The organism is Pseudanabaena sp. BC1403, from assembly GCF_002914585.1.
Classification (GTDB): domain Bacteria; phylum Cyanobacteriota; class Cyanobacteriia; order Pseudanabaenales; family Pseudanabaenaceae; genus Pseudanabaena.
In genome coordinates this window covers 49,571-70,308 of record NZ_PDDM01000021.1, presented here as the reverse complement: position 1 = coordinate 70,308, position 20,738 = coordinate 49,571, and the positions used below count along the sequence as shown (strand labels likewise).

Genomic DNA, 20,738 nt, shown 5'->3' with positions numbered 1-20,738 from the left:
CACTTGATATTAGGTACTTACTTGATGGGACATTTTTTCTCGGCAGGTGTCTTAGAACAGATCATAAAGCCCAGATAGTATGAGGCGAAGCTATGTCGCCTCATACTATCTGGGCTTTACAAGTAACTATGACTATAAATAACGTGATCGCTCAAAAGATCTTCAAGAAAATCGATGCAGTTATGCGGTTAACAGATACATTTATTAAGTATTATTAAATTTTAATCATGTTTAAGCCTAATAAGATATCTCTAGCTTCAATTGGTTTGTATGTTGGCGCAGTTCTATTTGTAGTGGGCTTTTGGGCTTATGCTAAAGGCAATTCCACACTAAATCTGATTGGCTTTTTCTATGGTTTTCCAATTTTATTGGGAGGATTTGCTTTTAAGTCTTCGGAAGTAACACCAATACCAGTCATTGTTCCTGCATCTGAAGCGGTTCTGGCTTTGCGTAATTTACAAGAAACTGCAACACAAAAGCAGTTACGCAAAGATGTAACCCGCTATCGTTACGGGATCAAGGCACACTTAGACGAAATTTTAGAAAAATTGGGGATGAGTCCTACCGATGAGGAGCGTCCAGTCTTAGCTGGGATTTATGAAGAAATTTCTGAATCTGAAGAAACTAAAGGATTCTACAGTTTAGTTCTGCGTTTTCGATCGCCTTTGATGGATTTTGCGACTTGGCAACAAAAACAAGATAAGTTAACACGATTTTTTGGACCTGGGATCATAGCCGTTGTTACAGAATTAGAAAATAAGGAAGTTGATTTAAAGTTGGTTTCGGTAAAATAAAAGCCAGTTTTTTGTGGCGTGGCAAAGCCACGCCACAAAAAACTGGCTTTTTATTTTTTATATAGTTAAGCAGTTTGGAGATAGCGCGATTCAGTGGCTTTAGTTTCTTTGATAGCTTTGGTAGCAAGTGCAAGATCGGGGAAATTAGTGAGTTTCCCGACAGATACTGTACCTGCTTTGGCAGTGCGTCCCGATCGCAGCGCTGATATTTTTACACTCAAACAGCGATCGCCTGATAAGCCGTTAATTTTGATGGCTGCGAGTTGGCAAGAATTTCTCCCATTTCTAGATATAGCTCATCCTGATTTGGCGATTTGGCAACAAACTGCTCAGAAATATTTTGCAGGCGCGGTGACTCTGGTTTTGCCAGCTAGTGATCGCGGATGTAGTTTAAATCAAGGCTTTACCACTCTAGGGGTGAGAATTCCTGATAGTAAAACAGCGATCGCCATTTTGCAGCAGACAGGGGCAATGCTAACCACGAGTGCCAATAAAAGTAACGAGCCACCTTTACGCAAAATGCTCGAAATTAATAATACTTTTCCTTCAGTAATGACTTTGGGCGATGAGATCGACATTACTGAAAGAACTGGTAGTGGACTGCCATCAACTGTGGTGGAATGGACAAAAGATGGTTGGTTAGTTCGCCGCCAAGGTTCGGTCAGTTTCTGAACAAAAAAAGGGCGCTTCGAGCCCTTTTTTTGTTCAGATTGTTTGCCAATCTCGTGAGAATTTTCCTAGATTGGCTGTAGTTAGCTCTTTTTCTAACCATTGCAGGGCTGTTACTTGGCTAGGAAATTTCTGACTGTCGTAGTCTTGAAACACATCCACCAAAGAAATGGCGATCACCGATTGTTCTGAGGCAAGTGACCAACGTTGGAAAAACTGTTGCATAGTCTGCGCGGGTAAAGACGCTTGAAGATTTTCCAATGCAATAAGCTGATTTGCCGAACGTGTATAAGCTTTTACAGCAGCAGTTAGATTGATAAGTTGGAGTTGAGGATTGTTAGTTGTAGGTTCAGTAGGTAGCGTCGGCGTAAATGGAGTAGTTGTCCCTGTAACTGTTCCTGCATTCAGGTTTGACCAATCTTGGCGAAATTGAATAATCGTCTGTGACAAGAGTTGGCTTTGTAACCATTGCAAGGCAAGATTTTGGTTGAGCATTTGGGCATTGTTATAACCACTGAAGGCATCTTGCAAAGATGTAGCTGTAGTTGTTTGTCCAGAAGCAATTTGCCAACGTTGAAAGAATTGCTGCAATATTTCTGGCGAGACACTTGCCTGCAAGTTGTTAATTGCAGCGGTTTGATTTGGCAATCTAGCTCGGCTATAACTATTCGCAGCATCGGCTAGGCTAATCGCACTTGCAGCAGGAACAGTTGATGGCGTGTTAACACTTGGATTATTAGATGTTACTGGAGTTGTTGGGGAGGGGACAAAAATCGAAGGTGTTGGAGTTGGAGTTGGAACTGGAGTTGGAGTCGGCGATGATGGGCGGACAATCTCGACAACTGTGACTGGCGGCGTGACATCTGCGATCGCTGGTGCTTGCAATTTTTTCCATGTTTGCTCGCCCACTTTGCCATCAATAGTCAAGCCATTAGCGCGTTGAAATGCTGCGATCGCGTCCCTTGTACCCACGCCAAAATCACCATCAATGCGACCTTGGTAATAGCCTTTGTCTTTGAGTAGTTGTTGCGCTTGAGAAACAGCATCTCCTTTGGAACCAGGCAACAATGTTGGCAAGCTCTGAGATGAAGTCGGTATCCCCATACGCAATTTAGCCCAGCTAGAACTACCAACGATGCCATCAGGTACTAATCCATTCGCTTTTTGAAATTTCAGGACAGCATTTGTTGTACCAGCACCAAAATCACTGTCAATCTTGCCACTATAAAATCCTTTACTTTGGAGAAGTTGCTGCAACTCAGCGACAGCACTACCCTTACTACCTTGTCTTAATATCGAGTCCATGATTAGCCCAAGTTTATAAAAGTTTATGGTCTGTAATTGGCTCACAATCTAGACTTTAGAGAAAAGAAGTGGTGCTTTAAACCCTTTGTAGTCTCTAAAGTTAGAAATAGAGTACACGAGCATCTAGTCCTTGAGATCGCAAGAAATGTTTCAAAGATTCGGCGGCATCGCGATTTGTATATCCGCCAGCATAAATATAGTCGCCACGACCTGACTTTGCCACAAAAGCGTTAGGAATAAATTGTCTGACTTGGGCTAAAGTTGCCATAGATCGCATGGGAACTGCGGTAACGTAGCGATATTGTGCCGAGTTTTCAATGCTATTTGTAGAGTAATTGCTAGGCAAATAACTAGGCAAGGTCACATAGGGTGAAGTATTAACGGTTTGAACAGGCTGAACAGTCTGAACAGTCTGGGAAGTTTGATAAGCCTGCTGTGCGGCTACGCCACGTCGTTGCAATTCGCGCGTCACTGAATCTGCGGTCGAAGCATCGAATGCTCCTGCTACGATAGCAGTCTGTCCATTAACTGAAGCAACTACAGGATTAGTGACTACTTGCCTTGCAATATTTAGGGTTACAGGATTATTGCCAGCTATATAGACAACAACATTGCCTAATTGAGCATTAGCATTTGAGATCGCCACATTCCAAAATCCCCAACTTGCGATCGCTAAGCTAATAGCTTGTTTTGCCCAGTCTGATATCTTCATCGTTGTTTAGACCTTATAACCCTAAAGCGACTTAATTGCTCATGAACTTAAGATAATTCTATCGTAAGTACCTTGGCATAATTTAAAAACCAAAACCAAAAAACTATACCGCCCGCTACGTGGACGGTATAGTTTTTTGGTTTTTATAGTTGCAGTCACTTGTCTTAGGACAAAGCAAAACCCAAGAATTGATTGGGTTTACACTTGGCGACAGCTATATATTTAGGATGTTTAGGTGTTTTGCACTTTTCTGAAATTATAAATTCCAGCCCTTAGCTAATAAATTCTCCGAGATTGACTCATGCCATTGCTCTAGCAATACCCCGAATTCCTCTGTATGAAGTCCTTTGCACCATAACATCAAAGCATCTTCGCCAGTCACTTCATAATATTTGGGTCTTCTACCAATTTCCTTAAAGCCAAAACTTTCGTATAAAGCGATCGCCACATGATTAGATTCACGGACTTCGAGAGTTGCCCACTCTAAATTGCGATCGCGAGCTTTTTTAAGTAAGCCCCAGACCAATGACTTACCAAAACCTTGACCTTGATATTCGGGACGCACTGCTAATACTGTTATATGTGCCTCTTCAAGAATTGACCATAAACAACCAAAACCCAGTAATTCATAATTTTCGTTAGTTAATCCCAATATAAGACTACTGGGATTGTCAATTTCACGCTGATAGGCTTCTAAGCTCCAAAAATCACCAAGACATGCACAATCGATCGCCCGTAACTGCGATAAAAATTTTTGATCAATCTCACTCAAATAGATTCTCGTCGAGAGGCTCATGTGTTGTAATTATCTAAAGATTTATGGGGATGTATTGTGTGCACCACGAATCCGAACCTGATCAAAACGGATTATTAACCAATGTCAGAATTCATGCCAATTGTATATCTCAGCGTGGTTAGCTTTTTCGCTTGGATTGTCAGCACACTGGCGGGTGGCGGCAGTCCATTTATCTTGATTCCATTAGTCAATCTCCTCATGGGAGCCGCTGCCGTTCCACCCGTAATCACGATCGGGATGTTTTTTGGCAATGCCCACCGAATTTTACTGTTTTGGCATGATATTGACTGGGTATTGACAGCTTGGTATGCACCTGGGGCGATCGCAGGCGCAGTCTTAGGCGCATATACCTTTACCAAAATCCATCTAGATTGGCTGCAAATAGCGATTGCAATCTTCCTAATTGTGAGTGCAGTTTTATTTGAACTAGAAAAAAGTCCCGAGAAAACCGTTGCCGAAGACAAGGCAAAACAGATCAAACTGGTCAATGACTCCAAAGAGTTAGAAGAGATCGAGGAACTCATCGAGACCAATCAGTTAGGTGAATTGACCGAGTTAAGCGATCTAGAGCAGTCAGAGTTAATTCCTGAAAAAGTAAAGCCCAAATTTCAACTCAAAGCTTGGCATATCATGCCAGCAGGTTTCCTCAAAGCCTATGTATCAGGTCTAGTGGGAACAACTGGCCCCGTGTTAAATCCTTTCTATCTCCGCTATGGCTTAGTCAAAGAGAAAATGATTGCCACTAAAGCCACTCATATGACGATCATTCATCTGGCCAAAATTTTCACCTATGGGCTACTGGCGGCGATGTCGAAGGAACAAATAATCGCAGGATTAGCGATCGGTTTAGCCGCCATACCTGCCAATCTTATTGGCAAAGCTCTCCTCAAACATATGAGTCCGCATCAATTTCGCCAAGTTGTCTTAGCATTTATGACTGTCGGCGGAATTTGGATGCTGTGGGGGCAAAGAGATTTGTTTACTAATTTTTTTAGCAGCACCTTGTAATAAAAACTAAAAGATGAGAGACGGCGCTTTGCGCCGTCTCTCATCTTTTTTAATAAATAACAACAACCATAAGCAAATCGATATGAGTTTTCGGTTTACCAGCAGTTCTCATTATAAAAATCGATTATTTGAAAGCCCGCCTTTGGCAGGCTTTCAAATGACCGATTTGGTGTTTCCAGTGCCGCAGGCACTGGAAACACCAAATCGGTTTCATAATGAGAATTGCTGTCGGTTTACTCATTAACTTGTCATTTGATCTGTTTTCTGAGTCACAAATATGGATAAAACAGATCAAAATGATTGGCAAGATCCACCATAAAAAGCAAAAATTATCCCTAAGAGGTATCTATAAATTCCACTCAAAAAGGTGTGAGATCCGTACACATAGAATGCTGCTAAGGCTGTGCTAGTATTAACTTTAACCAGAACGCAGCAAAGTATGGGGAAACGCCATGTTTGAACGCTTTACAGAAAAAGCAATTAAAGTCATCATGCTGGCTCAAGAGGAAGCTCGCCGCCTCGGTCATAACTTTGTCGGCACAGAGCAAATTCTATTGGGTCTGATCGGAGAAGGAACTGGCGTTGCCGCCAAAGTACTGAAGTCGATGGGTGTAAACCTCAAAGATGCACGGATTGAGGTTGAGAAAATCATCGGACGCGGCTCTGGTTTTGTCGCGGTAGAAATCCCTTTCACGCCTCGCGCCAAGAGAGTCCTAGAGTTGTCCTTAGAAGAAGCTCGCCAGTTGGGACATAACTACATCGGTACTGAGCATCTATTGCTAGGACTAATTCGCGAAGGCGAAGGTGTTGCCGCTAGAGTTTTAGAAAATCTGGGCGTTGATTTGTCAAAAGTCCGCACACAAGTAATCCGCATGTTAGGTGAGACTGCTGAAGTCTCCGCAGGTGGAGGTTCATCAGGACGCACCAAAACACCAACCCTTGACGAGTTTGGCTCAAACCTGACCCAGCTTGCTCAAGATGGCAAACTCGATCCTGTTGTGGGTCGCGAGAAGGAAATTGAACGAGTAATCCAAATCCTCGGTCGCCGCACCAAAAACAACCCTGTTTTGATCGGTGAACCTGGTGTTGGTAAAACTGCGATCGCTGAAGGTCTAGCACAACGTATTTCTAACAGTGACATACCAGATATCCTTCAAGAAAAGCGCGTTGTCACCTTAGATATTGGCTTGCTAGTCGCTGGTACAAAGTATCGGGGTGAATTTGAGGAACGCCTCAAAAAGATCATGGAAGAGATTCGCACTGCTGGCAATGTGATCTTGGTAATTGATGAAGTTCACACCTTGATCGGTGCTGGTGCAGCTGAAGGTGCGATCGATGCCGCTAACATTCTTAAGCCAGCCCTTGCTCGTGGCGAACTACAATGCATCGGCGCAACAACCCTTGATGAATATCGCAAACACATCGAACGCGATGCGGCTCTAGAACGTCGCTTCCAACCTGTCATGGTTGGTGAGCCTAGCGTCGAAGAAACCATCGAAATTTTGATTGGCTTGCGTCAGCGCTACGAAGAACATCACAAACTCAAGATTGATGATGCAGCATTAGTTGCCGCTGCAAAACTAGCTGATCGCTACATTAGCGATCGCTTCTTGCCAGACAAAGCGATCGATCTAGTGGATGAAGCAGGTTCTCGTGTGCGCCTGATCAACTCACAGTTACCTCCCGCAGCCAAAGAACTAGACAAAGAATTGCGTCAAACTCTCAAAGATAAGGATGACGCAGTTCGCAAACAGGACTTTGATAAAGCCGCCGAATTACGCGATAAGGAAATTGATCTCAAGCAACAAATTCGTGCCCTCAGCCAAACTAAAAAGGCGGAAACACCTGCCGAAGATGCACCTGAGATCCATGTAACCGAAGAAGACATCGCCTATATCGTCAGTTCTTGGACTGGCGTACCTGTCCTCAAAATCACTGAATCTGAATCTGTCAAGCTCATGCAGATGGAAGAAACTCTGCATAGCCGCGTAATCGGACAAGATGAAGCGGTTAAAGCTATTTCCCGTGCGATCCGTCGCGCCCGTGTTGGACTTAAGAGTCCCAACCGTCCGATCGCTAGTTTTATCTTCTCAGGGCCTACAGGCGTTGGTAAGACTGAGCTAACTAAGGCTCTCGCCGCTTACTTCTTCGGATCTGAAGATGCGATGATCCGCCTCGATATGTCTGAATATATGGAGCGTCACACCGTATCTAAATTGATCGGTTCACCTCCAGGATATGTTGGCTATAACGAAGGTGGTCAGCTTACTGAAGCTGTGCGTCGTCGTCCTTACACCGTGGTGCTATTCGACGAAATCGAAAAAGCTCACCCCGATGTTTTCAATTTACTCCTACAAGTACTTGAAGATGGTCGCTTGACTGACTCTAAGGGTCGCACTGTTGACTTCAAGAACACCTTATTGATTATGACCTCCAATGTCGGCTCTAAGGTAATCGAAAAAGGTGGTGGTGGACTCGGCTTTGACTTCGCGGCTAGCCAAGAAGATGCGCTTTATACCCGCATCCGATCGCTAGTTAATGAAGAGCTGAAGCAATACTTCCGCCCAGAGTTTCTCAACCGTCTTGACGAAATCATCGTCTTCCGTCAGTTGACTAAGCCCGAAGTCAAAGAGATTGCCGATCTCATGCTCAATGAGTTCTTCAAGCGGATGCTCGATAAGGATATAGTCCTTACCGTAACTGAGCGATTTAAAGATCTGCTTGTCCAAGAAGGTTACAACCCTAGCTACGGTGCACGTCCATTACGTCGAGCGATTATGCGCTTACTAGAAGATTCTCTTGCAGAAGAGATCCTGACAGGTAAAGTGCGTGAAGGCGCATCTGTACAAGTGGATGTCGATGACGATGGCAAGGTCAAAGTTATCGAACAAGAAGCTCTAAGCGGCTCTGAAAATAACCTTCAGTTGCTGCCATCAGCTTAAGCCATATAAAGGTAGACCCTACGCAAAGCGCAGGGTCTACCTTTATATGGCTGTAGGTAATTTGCATAGCGCTAAATTTAAAACAAGCTTCATGAATGCCAACCAGCGTAATATTGCCGTGAAATCTAATCCTCTGCATCCTACAAAATTACAGTCGGTCGCTGGGGATTTGTCATCTGCGGAGATGCCTGAAGTCATTGTCGTAACTCAAAATGAAGAGTATGTCGGTAATGTGCCTGCACCTCTAACTGTCGCAGATGTCGAAGGTGGTGAACTTAAGCCTATTCCTATCAGCAAACCTGCGAGATCTCAGCCGGATCCAGAACCCGATCCAGAGATCTCGCAGGTTCGTTTTAAAACGCTTGATGGGAAACTGAATCTGCTTTTACCAACTGACAAAAAAGTCAAGTTGCCATTTAGCAAATCAAACGATGATGGCGAATTTAGATCATTTGACTTAGATAGTAGTCAGTCAAATAATTCTGAGACTTCGCTTCTAACTTTAAACTGGGAAGAAATACTTTCTCAGTTAGAGCAACGCATGGCAGCGAGTGGTCATGATTGGAAGCCGCGCACACAGGTGCATTTGCAAGCAGGAGATCGCCTGTTGGATACACGCCAACTCCAAGAGTTATCCGAGTCACTGCAAAATTATCAGCTTTTGCTACATTGTATTGTCACCAATCGTCGCCAAACTGCGGTTAATGCTGCTAGCATGGGCTTCTGTGTAGAGCAAGGTACGGTCTTTCGCGAGCTGTTAGGGTTTAATCCAATTCCTAATGCACCGACGGATGATCCTCTATACATTAAGATGACGGTAAGATCTGGCACAGAAATTCGTCATTCTGGCAGTATTATTATCTTCGGTGATGTTAATGCTGGTGCAGAGCTTATCTCTGAAGGCGATATTATTGTGTGTGGCAAGCTAAAAGGCATGGCTCATGCAGGTGTAAAAGGCAACGCCCAAGCGGTAGTCATGGCTTTGCACCTAGATGCAACCCAAATTAGGATTGCTAGTTTTATTGCCCGTGTTGAGAGTCCGAGTACATCTTTCTGCCCAGAAGTCGCATTTGTAAGTACGCAAGGCACGCCTGCCATTAAAATTGTCCAAGTTGTTGATTTTTCAGCATTTAATCATTATTCGCTCAACTATCCCTCGTTAATCAGTAATTCGTAAACATGAGTCGCATTATCGTTGTTACCTCTGGTAAAGGTGGTGTCGGCAAGACCACATCTTCAGCAAATCTCGGCATGGCGCTCGCCAAACTAGGACGCAAAGTGGTCTTGGTGGATGCTGACTTTGGCTTACGCAATCTTGATCTTTTATTGGGACTAGAAAATCGCATCGTATATACGGCTCTAGAAGTTATTGCGCGAGAATGTAAACTCGACCAAGCCCTAGTCAAAGATAAGCGTCAACCAAACTTATCTTTATTGGCAGCTCCACAAACGCGAAACAAAACGGCTATTACAGCAGCACACATGAAGGCTCTAGTAGAGGTTTTAGGCAGATATTTTGATTACGTTTTGATTGACTGCCCCGCAGGCATTGAGTCAGGATTTCAAAATGCGATCGCTGGGGCAAAAGAGGCTATCGTAGTAACGACTCCTGAAATTTCGGCTGTGCGAGATGCCGATCGCGTAGTTGGGTTACTCGAAGCCAATCGAATTACGGATATTAAATTAATTCTGAATCGTATTCGTCCTGCGATGGTACAAAACAACGACATGATGAGTGTCGAAGATGTGCTGGATATTTTGTCAGTTAAATTGATTGGTGTAATTCCTGATGATGAACAGGTGATCGTTTCTACAAATAAAGGGGAACCATTGGTGTTGTCAGATAAGCCATCGTTGGCAGGCACTGCCTATGAAAACGTAGCAAAACGCCTTGAAGGAAAAAATATTGAGTTTTTAAAACTCGAAGCTCCTCCTAAAGGATTTTTTGCCCGTCTGTCAAGTTGGATTAGTGGGAACTCCTGAGGTTTGTGATGATTTCAACACTGCTCGATCGCCTATTTCAAAGAAGTAATGTCCCTAGTGGGGCAAAAGTCAAGCAGCGTTTGAAATTTATCCTTGCCCATGATCGAGCTGCGATCGAGCCTCAGGTATTTGAAAATATGCGCCATGAGATTATGCGTGTAGTCTCTAAGTATGTAGAACTTGATGAAGGCTCATTAGATATTCGCTTAGAGTCTGACAAGCGAATGACAGCATTGATTGCCAACTTGCCAATTCGGATGGTGCGAGAAGAGTTGCCTGATCTAGTAAGTCTTTTTGATGAGCCCACTGAAGAAGTAGATTCAGCAAATATCTCTAGTATCTTAGAAATGGATCAATCGGCAGAAGATGCTCTGGATGCGATCCTATCCAAAGAAAACATCAAAGCTCCAACTGAAGATATTTCTCCAGAGCGTATTGCTGTAATTGCGGAGCGGACTATCGAAGTAACCAGCAAAATAAGAACAGCTGCTAATAAGAATCAAAATGAGGGGATCAACGATCGCAACGGAGTAGAAACTGATACAGCCCCCACTGTAATTACAGATGTTTCCAGTAATTCTGATTTAGTTTCGTCTGATGCATCATTAGAAAATTCTATCAATGAAAAATCAGAAGGATTAGATGAGCAAGCAAGCGATCAGTTAGAGTTGTCTTTAGGTTTTTCTAACTCTCTAGAATCTCAAGAAGTGGTAGTTGAAGAATCTCCAAAACTTTATAATCAAGAGGAAGAGAATCATGGCAATAACGACAGAGGCTAACATCGCCAAAGTACGCTGGACAGCTTCTGATTTAGAGCTTTTCCCTGATGATAATACTCGCTATGAAATCATTGATGGAGAATTATTAGTGGCTAGAGCGCCGCATTGGCATCATCAAACTGCGATCGACAATCTTTGTTTTGCCTTAAAGTCTTGGAATCGCTTAACTGGACTAGGCGTAATTGCCACAACTCCAGGGATAGTTTTTACTGATTCTGATAATGTCATACCAGATCTGGTTTGGTTAAGACAAGGACGCTTAAGAGAAATACTTGATGATCAGGGACATTTAACTGCCGCACCTGATCTAGTAGTGGAAGTATTATCAGAAGGGGCAGGACAAGAGCGACGCGATCGCGAGTTGAAGTTAAAGCTGTATTCCATTCAAGGTGTACTTGAATATTGGATTGTGGATTGGAGAAAGAAGTCAATCCAAGTATATAGAAGAGAGAATGCTGCTCTAGGTTTAGTAGCAACTCTGTTTGAGAATGATTCTATAACTTCGCCTCTATTACCAGATTTCGTATGTAAGCTCACCGAGATTTTTGAATAAATGCTGACAGTTTATTTCACGATTGGGTTGCCCGCTTCTGGCAAATCCACATGGGCAAAGGCAAAAGTGGATAAATCACCCAATGGAATTAAGAGGGTTAATAAAGACGAACTTCGAGCCATGCTAGATAATTCTTATTTCTCCAAAGGTAATGAGAAATTTGTTTTAAATATACAAGATCAGATTATTAAAGCGGCTTTAGAAGAAGGAAAGCATGTAATTGTAGATAATACGCACCTTGCTCCTAAACACGAAGCGAGAATTAGAGAGTTGATCAAGGGCTTGGCAGTATTAGAAATCGTAGACTTTCGGCATGTAGATTTAGAAACCTGCATTAAGCGAGATTTACAGCGATTTAACTCAGTTGGGGAGAAGGTGATTCGCGATATGTACAACCAATTTATCGCACCGCCTAGAAACCCAAAACCTGTTCATAATCCAGACTTGCCTGAAGCGATTATCTGTGATTTGGATGGAACGCTTGCTTTGATTGGCGATCGCAGTCCCTATGATGGCGCTAGCTGTGAGAAAGATTTGGTTAATGAACCCGTGCGATCAATTTTGCAGACATCAGGAAAGGCGATCGTATTTGTGTCTGGTAGAGAGGACAAGTCCAAGCCTCAGACATTAGCATGGCTAGAGAAGCATGGTATATGTTTTGAGGCTCTGCATATGCGAAAGTCTGGTGACATGAGAAAAGACAGCATTGTTAAGAGAGAGATTTATGATGAATTTATTCTTGATAAATACAATGTGGCGTTTGTATTAGACGATCGCGATCAGGTTGTCAAAGTTTGGCGAGATCTGGGTTTAACTTGCCTACAAGTTGACTACGGAGATTTCTAGCTTTTCACGATAATCAGTAGGAAGACATCATATCAAAGCACAAAATGGCGTAGCCATTTTGTGCTTTTAAAGCCCTTGCAGGGTTTGGTTTTCAATTCACAGAAGTGTTGTCACACTTCTGTGAATTGTTATAACTAAATGTAGGATGCGTTAGCGATAGCGTAACGCATCAAGTAGTCAGCAATGATGGGTTACGCTATCGCTAACCCATCCTACGTTTAATTTCAACTAACTGGCAACACTATTTAGAGGATTGGTATTATCGCCAAAATTTTGGGCAAGGATGCCCTAATCGCTATAATACAAGTAGAAAATTGTTAAAATTTGTAAGAATTTATATTAGGTTTGCCCAACATATTCATTTCATGTTGCAAACTTGTTGAGTTTTCCTGAATCTATATTACTGTCTGCATTAATTCAAACTTTTATGGCTAGCCTTCCCTCTCTTACTGGTGCTGAAATCCGCGCGAAGTTTCTCAATTTCTTTGAGGAGCGCGGTCATAAGGTAATGCCTAGCGCATCACTCGTACCTGCTGATCCTACAGTGCTACTAACGATCGCGGGAATGCTACCATTTAAGCCGATTTTTTTGGGGCAGCAGGAGCCTGAGGTTCCTCGCGCTACTACCTCTCAAAAATGTATTCGTACCAATGACATCGAGAATGTCGGTAGAACAGCGCGTCACCACACATTTTTTGAAATGTTAGGGAATTTCAGTTTTGGCGACTATTTCAAAAAAGAAGCGATCGCTTGGGGATGGGAATTAGTCACTAAAGTATTTCAACTACCGCCCGATCGCCTAGTTGTCAGCGTCTATCATACCGATGAAGATGCCTTTGCAATTTGGCGCGATGCGATCGGAATTCCAGCGCATCGAATTCAACGAATGGGCGATGATAACTTCTGGGCTTCGGGTGCGACGGGACCTTGTGGGCCTTGTTCAGAAATCTATTATGATTTTCATCCTGAATTGGGTGACGATGCGATTGATTTGGAAGATGATTCACGATTCTTGGAGATTTATAATCTGGTCTTCATGGAGTTAAATCGTGACGCGGCTGGCAATCTTACAAAACTAAAGAAGCAAAATATTGATACAGGCTTGGGCTTAGAGCGCATGGCGCAGGTTTTGCAGGCTGTTCCCAATAACTACGAGACAGATTTAATCTTCCCAATTATCAAAAAAGCTGCGGATATTGCAGGAATTGATTATCATCAGAGCGATGAAAAAGTAAAAACTTCGCTGAAGGTGATTGGAGATCATGTTCGCTCCGTTGTCCATATGATTGCCGATGGAATCAATGCGTCGAATGTAGGACGCGGTTACATTATGCGTCGTCTCTTGCGCCGTGTAGTTCGTCATGGACGGTTGATAGGCATCTCAGGCACATTTGCGTCTGAAGTAGCTGAAGTTGCGATCGCACTTTCAGAATCCGTTTATCCCAATACTCGCGAAAGAGAGCAAATAATCAAAGATGAGATCAAAATCGAAGAAGTTCGCTTTTTGCAAACCCTAGAACGTGGAGAAAAGCTGCTTGAAGAGATTCTGACAAAACCTGAAGTGCAATCTGGCAAGACGATTTCGGGCATAGATGCTTTCACTCTCTATGATACTTACGGATTTCCACTTGAATTAACCCAAGAGATCGCCGAAGAAGAAGGCTTTACTGTTGATGCGGTCGGCTTCGAGTCGGAAATGAAGAAGCAACAGGAGCGATCGCAAGCCGCCCACGAAGATATTGATCTCATGGCGAAAGATAGCTGGGTGAATATCGCTAAAGAAATTGGTAAGACTGAATTTCTTGGCTATACGGAACTTAGTAGCACTGCGACCGTGAAAGCAATTCTCGTCAATGGCGAACTGGTTAAAACTGCGATCGCTGGTAGCAAATTTCAAATTGTTTTAGATCGCACTCCTTTCTATGCCGAATCAGGTGGACAGGTTGGCGATACAGGTTATCTCGCTATTGGTGAAGCGATCGCCAAGGTTAATGATGTCCAGAAGCAAGCCGATCTATTCATTCACATTGGACAAGTAGAGCGTGGTGAAATTGCTGTTGGTGATAACGTCAATGCTCAAGTTGCAGTATCTGAACGTCGGCGCATTCAGGCACATCACACCGCCACGCACCTCTTACAAGCAGCCCTGAAGAAAATCGTTGATCCTAATGTTTCTCAAGCAGGCTCATTAGTTGATAGCGATCGCCTGCGTTTTGACTTTAATCTCAATCGAGCGGTCACTTCTGAAGAGCTTCAGCAAATCGAATTGCAGATCAATAACTGGATCTCCGAAGCCCATGAATCAGTAATCGAAGTATTGCCGATCGCCCAAGCAAAAGCCAAAGGTGCGATCGCGATGTTCGGTGAAAAATATGGCGCAGAAGTCCGTGTTATGGATATTCCTAATGTATCAATGGAACTTTGCGGCGGTACGCATGTAAAAAACACAAGCGAAATTGGACTATTCAAAATCATTTCTGAAGCAGGTGTTGCTTCTGGTGTACGTCGAATCGAAGCGATCGCAGGTCAAGCTGTGTTGGAATATCTCACCCTGCGCGACAATATTGCCAAGGATTTAAGCGATCGCTTTAAAATCAAGCCTGAAGAAATTAGCGATCGGATTACAGGCTTGCAGCATGAGCTAAAAACTGCTCAGAAGGAAGTCGAACATCTCAAACAGCAACTAGCCCTAGTTAAAGCGGATTCTCTCATCCATGAAGCGGAAGCTGTTGGCGAATTTAAGATTCTGGTTGCTCAGCTTCCTGATATCGAAGCCGAAGCATTGAAAGCGGCTGCCGAAAAGCTCTCGGCAAAGCTTGGACATAGTGCAGTTGTGCTTGGTTCCTTTAGCGATGATGGCAAAGTAACGCTAGTTGCTTCCTTCAGTAAGGAAGTTATTGATAAAGGTCTGCAAGCTGGCAAATTTATTGGTGCGATCGCCAAAATCTGTGGCGGCGGCGGCGGCGGTCGCCCCAACCTCGCTCAAGCAGGTGGGAAAGATGCCAGTAAGTTGCCCGAAGCTCTAGAAGCTGCTGAAGCTCAGCTCAGAAATACGCTAGCTTAAAAGTTGGAGAGGAGGCTCAAAGTGCCTCCTCTATTTTTTGAAATAGAATCAAGTAAATATGCTCACAAACATCAAAATGTTATTGGAAGCTTGTAAAAAGCTATCCATTGAATATGAGATTTTGCATCCGAATCAGAATCTAGTTAAGGTTAAACTCAGCGATCGCGAATATTACTTTACCAACTATTCAACCCCTCTCACGCCGCAATCTATAGCGGAAATCTTTAAGGATAAGCAATATTTTTATCAAGTATTTCAAGATATCGTGAAGATGCCTCGCACGTTGTCTTTTATCTCACCCTATTGTGATCAGAAATACAAAGAGTATTTAAAATTCTCGACTATCGAGGAAATTATTGCAGAGATTGAAAGCAACTTTGAGTTGCCAATCATTGTAAAGCGGAATCGGGGATCGGGGGGGAATAATGTCTTTAAGTGTTTTGATTTACTACAGATTCGGAGTGCTTTAGATTGTATTTTTAATGTTAATAGCAAAAACTATGACTATGTTGCTCTAGTACAGGAGCCAATTAATATCGTTAAAGAATATCGCTCCGTATGTCTCAATCATGAGCAAATAGTTCTGTATGACAAAGATATTTCGCAGGCTGAGTTTACAGGAAATCTCAGTCCTTTGCATTGGGAAGGGGCGATCGCGAAACAAGTTAGTAATCACGAAACTATTGCAGCGATCGATGAGTTTATCAAACCAATTTTCCAGAAGATGCCTGCGATCGCTTATGTAGGGCTAGATGTTGCAATAGATGATCGTGGTGTTTACTGGCTGATTGAGGCGAATTCGCATCCAAATTTTGATATTTTTATTCGAGATAATGGAGAAGAGCCGATCATAGGGCTTTTCCAAAAGATTTTAAGATATTTGGAATGTGCATAAGCAAACAAAAAGGGAGCGCTAAGCGCTCCCTTTTTGTTTGCTTATGTGATGAAATTACATCAAGCCAATTTGAGTAAGAATGCCTTGTCCAGTGATTAATTCTGTTGCCAAACCGATAACGAATCCTAGCATTGCGAGGCGACCGTTCCAAGTTTCAGCGAAGTTGTTGAAACCGAATTTTGGCTCTGTAGTGTTTTCCATTTCAGTAATCTCCTTGGTGGTTTAACTATTAAGTAGATGTTAATAATCTTTGCTCTTTTTAATATTACTTTATATTTCTTAATATGCTATACCGCTAAAGGTAGATTCGACAAAGTTATGAGATTAATTACAAAAGCAAATAGGTAGATGGCACTTTTGCCATCTACCTATTTTATACCAAAGCACAAAATGGCGTAGCCATTTTGTGCTTTTAAAACCCTTACTGGGTTTGGTTTTTAATTTACAAAAGTGTTGCCACACTTTCGTAAATTGGTATTACAGAGACTCGCAGTGCTTTAGACTCAACACCAAACTCATAAGTTTTTGAAGGTGTTGCAAAGCAATGCGTTCAATAACTGATGGTGGTTCGCTTGATCGAAACCTGCCTTGACAAACAAAAGCTAATGCCATCTAGCGATCGCATTAGCTTTTGTGAAAATAAAAATAAATGAGAGCGATATTAATAGCCAAGGCCATTAATTAGACATCGTAAGTTGCCTTACCTGTAAACTTGACGCTTATAGGATTAGGATTATCACCAATCTTGCGGCTGACGCTATTAGCGGCAACACGACCAGCATTCACCTTCTCAGGGAATACACCATCGCTAGGATGTAGATAAACTTGGTCGCCATTAGGAAATTCGCGCCAAATTTTGTAATTGGTGATCTTAAATTTACGCAACTGTGTACCCAAAGCAAGAGCTTGCTCTTTCTTAGCTAAGTAAAGCAAGTTGTCGCCACTGACCATAGTTGCAGCGCCGCCTGTGGGCATTTCAAATACTTGCTCTTTTGGGCTATTCCAAGAGATTAAGTACTTTTCTTCGGTGAAGGCGGAGTTGAGCAAACCACCTGTGCTACCACCCCAGATAGGGGTTTTGCCTTTAGGGGCAGGTGCAGTAAAGGTTGCTGTTTCTTCTGACATTGAGATGTTCTCCCAAATTGCGTATATGCTTTTGATATCAAGAGCAAAGATATCATTTCTATATACCCCTGCTTCAAGCTTACTTAACGTTACTTTACGAAGCTTGACAAAACTTTTAGAGAAAATATCTCGTGAAGCAAGATATTTTCTTGTCTAAGTAGCTAAGCATAATTAATTACAAACGCAAACCCGTAAAGTTGCGCCCCTGCGGGGCGCAACTTTACGGGTTTGTAATTTATACTTATGAGCTAATTAAGCGACTGAGATAACGTTCAATTAGGATAATGGCAACAATGTCATCGATTGGACGATCAGGCGATCGCATTCCAAGTGGGACTAATTTCTTTAAGCCTTGTGCGGGATAAATCTCCCAAAATCGTAGGCGAGCTTCTTCGCTGCTATAACGCTCATCAACGGTGATGATTCGCAAATCGGGGAATGTTGACTGTAGTTCAGCTTTCCATTGCTTAGAGGCAGTTTGATCACCCATCACCATCAGCGAAATGGGATAGCTATCTAATAAGCTGCCAACTTTAGCGATCGCATCTTTGCTTGGAATAACAGCCTGAAAGTGAATCTTGCGATCTAAGCCCATGACAGCAAGACCACATTTTTGTTTTCCTGGATCGAAACCTAACAGCACGGATATTCCTGAATTGATAATTACGAATTACGAATTACGAATTATCAAGGAGATTTCAATTCGTAATTCGTAATTCGTAATTTTTGTTTACGCTGTCCACAATTATATACTTTGGACAAATTCCTTCAGCCCCTTGCGATAGGTTTCGAGAGAGTCTAGGAAGCCACCGTTATGATCGCCGCGTAGTTTGACTAATTTTTTAGGCTGATTGGCTGCTTGAAAATTGCGATCGCCATGATGAAAGGGAATGATCTCATCATCGGTGCTATGAATAATTAAAACAGGAGTTTTGATACTGGGTAAGCGATCAATGGAGTTGTAGGAAAATCGCGAGAGAAACCGAATTGGCAAAAATGGATAAAGCTCAGCCGCGCGATCGCTAATTGAGGTAAATGTTGAAGCAAGAATCAAACCACCTGCTGAATTTTTACCATCTTGTTGTGAGATTTTCTGAGCTAAGTAAGAGGCGATCGCACCTCCTAATGATTCACCGTAGATAATAATTTTTTGAGGTGGAATTTGTTTCTCTTGAGTGAGATATTGCCACGCAGCTTCGACATCGTTATAGGTTCCTTCTTCGCTGGGTTTACCCTCACTCTTACCGTAGCCACGATAATCAAACAGGAAAGTAGCAAGCCCCAAATCTTTAAAAATTGGTAAATAACTAACACGATTGCCAATATTGCCACCATTGCCATGACAAAACAAAATCACACCTTTACCAATTTGATCGTTATCTTTAGCTGGCACAAACCAAGAATCTAAATTGACATTATCTTTAGTTGTGAGCTGTACATCATCAAATTTTAAGCCTATGGTTGCAGGCGTATCTATTAGCTCTTGACTCGGCATATAGACTAGGTTTGATTGTCCGAGATATAAAGCGATCGCCAAGCCAATATAAGCAAGCACCAGAATACGACCAACTGGCAATAAAAACTTTTGTAATATTTGCAATACTGGCTGTAAATTCGGGTTCATTTTTACTGAAATAACTGAGCGATTTTTTTAAGAATCTGAAGTACAGTCAAAAATTCATTTGCATTGCGATTGTATAGCGAAAAATCATTAGAGAATTGATATTGAAAAACCTCTCCTTGAGTCACCTTAAGAAAAATCGAAAACCCACCATTGCTAATAAATCCATAGGTTGACTGCAATTGATTGGGACTACTCATCATATAAGTAAGCGCCTGCGCCATGCCTGATTCGATACTAAACGATTGACCTTTAGATTCGATTACCAGCACCCATAGTTTTTTGTGAATCACAAGCGTATCAATACGACCTTGATAAATAGTTTGTTCGTTTTCGTCTACATCAAATTCTATAGATTCAATTTGAACAGGATACTCAGATCTAATATCAAAAGGTGGATCATAAAATTTTGCCATTTCCAATAAAGGTGCGATCGCAATTTGATTAATTAACCCTTCACTGATATGTCCATGATGACGATGGTAAAGATATCGCTCCTTCAGGCGATCGCAGCGTTCTTTTTCAAGTTCCGTCAACTCTGGTAAGTCTTCATAGCATTCACTGAAAAAGCGATCGCCGATAGCTTGTTGTGCTGAGAATCTAGTTTCTACTTCCAGCAAACTATTAACATGTTTAGAAATTGCTAATGTTGTGACCATTAATTCCTAGCTCTTAAGATTAGAGATTTATTTTTCTAGCAAATTTGTGATTGCATCTTCAATATTTTCTTGTTTGATTAAAGACTCGCCAACTAGCACAGAACTCGCTCCACAACTTTGTACAAAATCTAGATCTTGACGGGTATAAATGCCAGACTCGCTCACCCAAAGGTATTTATCTCTAGTTAATGGATCTAGTCTATCCATTAAAATTTTAGTTTGTTCAAGCTCTACGACAAAATTTTCTAAATTGCGATTATTAATCCCGATTAAGCGCACATCAGGAATTTGTAAAACACGATCTAGCTCAGCTTGAGTATGCACTTCAACTAGTGCAGTCATGCCTAACTCATGGATTAATGCTTGCAGTTCGGTTAATTCAGTATCAGTAAGAATTGCGGCGATTAATAAAACTGCATCCGCACCATGCGATCGCCCCAGATAAATTTGATAGGGATCAATAATAAATTCTTTGCACAGTAGAGGCAAATCAACGGCTTGGCGTACCAGTTGTAAATTTTCAAAACCACCTTGAAAGAATTCTCGATCAGTTAATACTGAGAGACAACTCGCGCCGCCGCGTTCGTAGGCTTGGGCGATCGCTATAGGATCAAAGTCTTTACGAAATAAACCTTTGCTAGGTGAGGCTTTTTTGACTTCGGCGATTAGGGCAGGCTTAATCGGGGAATTTTGCAACTTGCCATAAAAATCTCGCGGCGGACTAACGCTAGTTAATTTAGCTTTAATTGACTCAATCGGCTCGGTGGCATACATCTGCGCAACCTCTTGCTCCTTATGCCAAACGATTTTTTCTAAAATGTTTTGGGGCGCTTCAGTTAGGGCAGCGATCGCATAGCCTTTGCTACTAGCGGTTTCAGATTGGCGGCGTACTTGCATTGATGAGAATTTGGTTGATCGTGTAAAAAGATATAGCTTTTAGCATAAAGCAATTTATCAAAAAGCCGCCTATGGTTACTTTTTAGCAAA

General features: G+C 42.3%; 19 protein-coding genes and 1 pseudogene. 11 read left to right on the top strand and 9 right to left on the bottom strand.

Annotated features, from left to right (window positions below):
• The first annotated feature begins 227 nt into the window (after window positions 1-227).
• A complete protein-coding gene (locus CQ839_RS17730; protein ID WP_103669621.1) occupies window positions 228-794 on the top strand; it encodes a DUF2854 domain-containing protein in 567 nt (188 codons plus the stop codon).
• A 93-nt stretch (window positions 795-887) separates the two neighbouring features.
• A complete protein-coding gene (locus tag CQ839_RS17725; protein ID WP_103669620.1) occupies window positions 888-1,466 on the top strand; it encodes an L-threonylcarbamoyladenylate synthase in 579 nt (192 codons plus the stop codon).
• Window positions 1,467-1,499: 33 nt separating this feature from the next.
• On the opposite strand, the gene CQ839_RS25905 is transcribed toward CQ839_RS17725, so the two are convergent.
• The 3 genes from CQ839_RS25905 to rimI all read right to left on the bottom strand — a co-directional run bounded on the left by CQ839_RS25905 (window position 1,500) and on the right by rimI (window position 4,276).
• The gene (locus tag CQ839_RS25905; protein ID WP_103669619.1) at window positions 1,500-2,768 is read right to left on the bottom strand and encodes a peptidoglycan-binding protein; all 1,269 of its coding nucleotides are present in this window, start codon (window positions 2,766-2,768) and stop codon (window positions 1,500-1,502) included.
• 100 nt (window positions 2,769-2,868) lie between these two features.
• Window positions 2,869-3,480, bottom strand: coding sequence for a hypothetical protein (locus tag CQ839_RS17715; RefSeq protein ID WP_103669618.1), 612 nt, complete (start codon window positions 3,478-3,480; stop codon window positions 2,869-2,871).
• A 256-nt stretch (window positions 3,481-3,736) separates the two neighbouring features.
• On the bottom strand, window positions 3,737-4,276 hold the full coding sequence (rimI, locus tag CQ839_RS17710) for a ribosomal protein S18-alanine N-acetyltransferase (protein ID WP_103669617.1): 540 nt from the start codon (window positions 4,274-4,276) through the stop codon (window positions 3,737-3,739).
• Window positions 4,277-4,369: 93 nt separating this feature from the next.
• Here rimI and CQ839_RS17705 point away from each other — a divergent pair, with 93 nt between their 5' ends.
• The 9 genes and pseudogenes from CQ839_RS17705 to CQ839_RS17665 all read left to right on the top strand — a co-directional run bounded on the left by CQ839_RS17705 (window position 4,370) and on the right by CQ839_RS17665 (window position 16,346).
• Window positions 4,370-5,284, top strand: a complete 915-nt coding sequence (locus tag CQ839_RS17705) for a sulfite exporter TauE/SafE family protein (protein WP_103669653.1) — start codon at window positions 4,370-4,372, stop codon at window positions 5,282-5,284.
• 452 nt (window positions 5,285-5,736) lie between these two features.
• The gene (locus tag CQ839_RS17700; protein WP_103669616.1) at window positions 5,737-8,226 is read left to right on the top strand and encodes an ATP-dependent Clp protease ATP-binding subunit; all 2,490 of its coding nucleotides are present in this window, start codon (window positions 5,737-5,739) and stop codon (window positions 8,224-8,226) included.
• Window positions 8,227-8,317: 91 nt separating this feature from the next.
• Complete coding sequence (gene minC, locus CQ839_RS17695; RefSeq protein WP_181016242.1) at window positions 8,318-9,403, top strand: septum site-determining protein MinC; 1,086 nt, start codon at window positions 8,318-8,320, stop codon at window positions 9,401-9,403.
• Window positions 9,404-9,405: 2 nt separating this feature from the next.
• A complete protein-coding gene (minD, locus tag CQ839_RS17690) occupies window positions 9,406-10,209 on the top strand; it encodes a septum site-determining protein MinD (protein WP_103669614.1) in 804 nt (267 codons plus the stop codon).
• A gap of 8 nt (window positions 10,210-10,217) precedes the next feature.
• A pseudogene (gene minE / locus CQ839_RS26070) lies at window positions 10,218-10,475 on the top strand (cell division topological specificity factor MinE); the annotation flags it as partial.
• Window positions 10,476-10,965: 490 nt separating this feature from the next.
• Complete coding sequence (locus CQ839_RS17680) at window positions 10,966-11,541, top strand: Uma2 family endonuclease (RefSeq protein ID WP_103669612.1); 576 nt, start codon at window positions 10,966-10,968, stop codon at window positions 11,539-11,541.
• Window positions 11,542-12,387 (top strand): AAA family ATPase, encoded by an 846-nt coding sequence (locus CQ839_RS17675; protein WP_181016241.1) that lies wholly within the window; start codon window positions 11,542-11,544, stop codon window positions 12,385-12,387. It begins immediately after the preceding gene.
• A gap of 427 nt (window positions 12,388-12,814) precedes the next feature.
• Entirely contained in the window at window positions 12,815-15,451 is a 2,637-nt protein-coding gene (alaS, locus tag CQ839_RS17670; protein WP_103669651.1) for an alanine--tRNA ligase, read from the top strand.
• A 58-nt stretch (window positions 15,452-15,509) separates the two neighbouring features.
• Window positions 15,510-16,346 carry a RimK family alpha-L-glutamate ligase gene (locus CQ839_RS17665; RefSeq protein WP_103669611.1) on the top strand — a complete coding sequence of 279 codons (837 nt, stop codon included), beginning with the start codon at window positions 15,510-15,512 and terminating at the stop codon, window positions 16,344-16,346.
• A gap of 54 nt (window positions 16,347-16,400) precedes the next feature.
• Here the strand turns inward: CQ839_RS17665 and CQ839_RS17660 are convergent, their stop codons facing one another.
• The 6 genes from CQ839_RS17660 to trpC all read right to left on the bottom strand — a co-directional run bounded on the left by CQ839_RS17660 (window position 16,401) and on the right by trpC (window position 20,648).
• On the bottom strand, window positions 16,401-16,547 hold the full coding sequence (locus CQ839_RS17660) for a chlorophyll a/b-binding protein (RefSeq protein WP_103669610.1): 147 nt from the start codon (window positions 16,545-16,547) through the stop codon (window positions 16,401-16,403).
• Between the two features lie 480 nt (window positions 16,548-17,027).
• On the bottom strand, window positions 17,028-17,471 hold the full coding sequence (locus CQ839_RS17655) for a photosystem I reaction center subunit II PsaD (protein WP_103669609.1): 444 nt from the start codon (window positions 17,469-17,471) through the stop codon (window positions 17,028-17,030).
• Window positions 17,472-17,712: 241 nt separating this feature from the next.
• Window positions 17,713-18,114 (bottom strand): Holliday junction resolvase RuvX, encoded by a 402-nt coding sequence (gene ruvX, locus CQ839_RS17650; RefSeq protein WP_103669608.1) that lies wholly within the window; start codon window positions 18,112-18,114, stop codon window positions 17,713-17,715.
• A 102-nt stretch (window positions 18,115-18,216) separates the two neighbouring features.
• Window positions 18,217-19,095 carry an alpha/beta hydrolase gene (locus tag CQ839_RS17645; protein WP_103669607.1) on the bottom strand — a complete coding sequence of 293 codons (879 nt, stop codon included), beginning with the start codon at window positions 19,093-19,095 and terminating at the stop codon, window positions 18,217-18,219.
• A gap of 2 nt (window positions 19,096-19,097) precedes the next feature.
• Window positions 19,098-19,751: a type I restriction endonuclease subunit R gene (locus tag CQ839_RS17640; protein ID WP_103669606.1), complete on the bottom strand. Its 654-nt coding sequence runs from the start codon at window positions 19,749-19,751 to the stop codon at window positions 19,098-19,100.
• Between the two features lie 27 nt (window positions 19,752-19,778).
• Window positions 19,779-20,648 (bottom strand): indole-3-glycerol phosphate synthase TrpC, encoded by an 870-nt coding sequence (trpC, locus tag CQ839_RS17635; protein WP_103669605.1) that lies wholly within the window; start codon window positions 20,646-20,648, stop codon window positions 19,779-19,781.
• Between the last annotated feature and the right edge of the window lie 90 nt (window positions 20,649-20,738).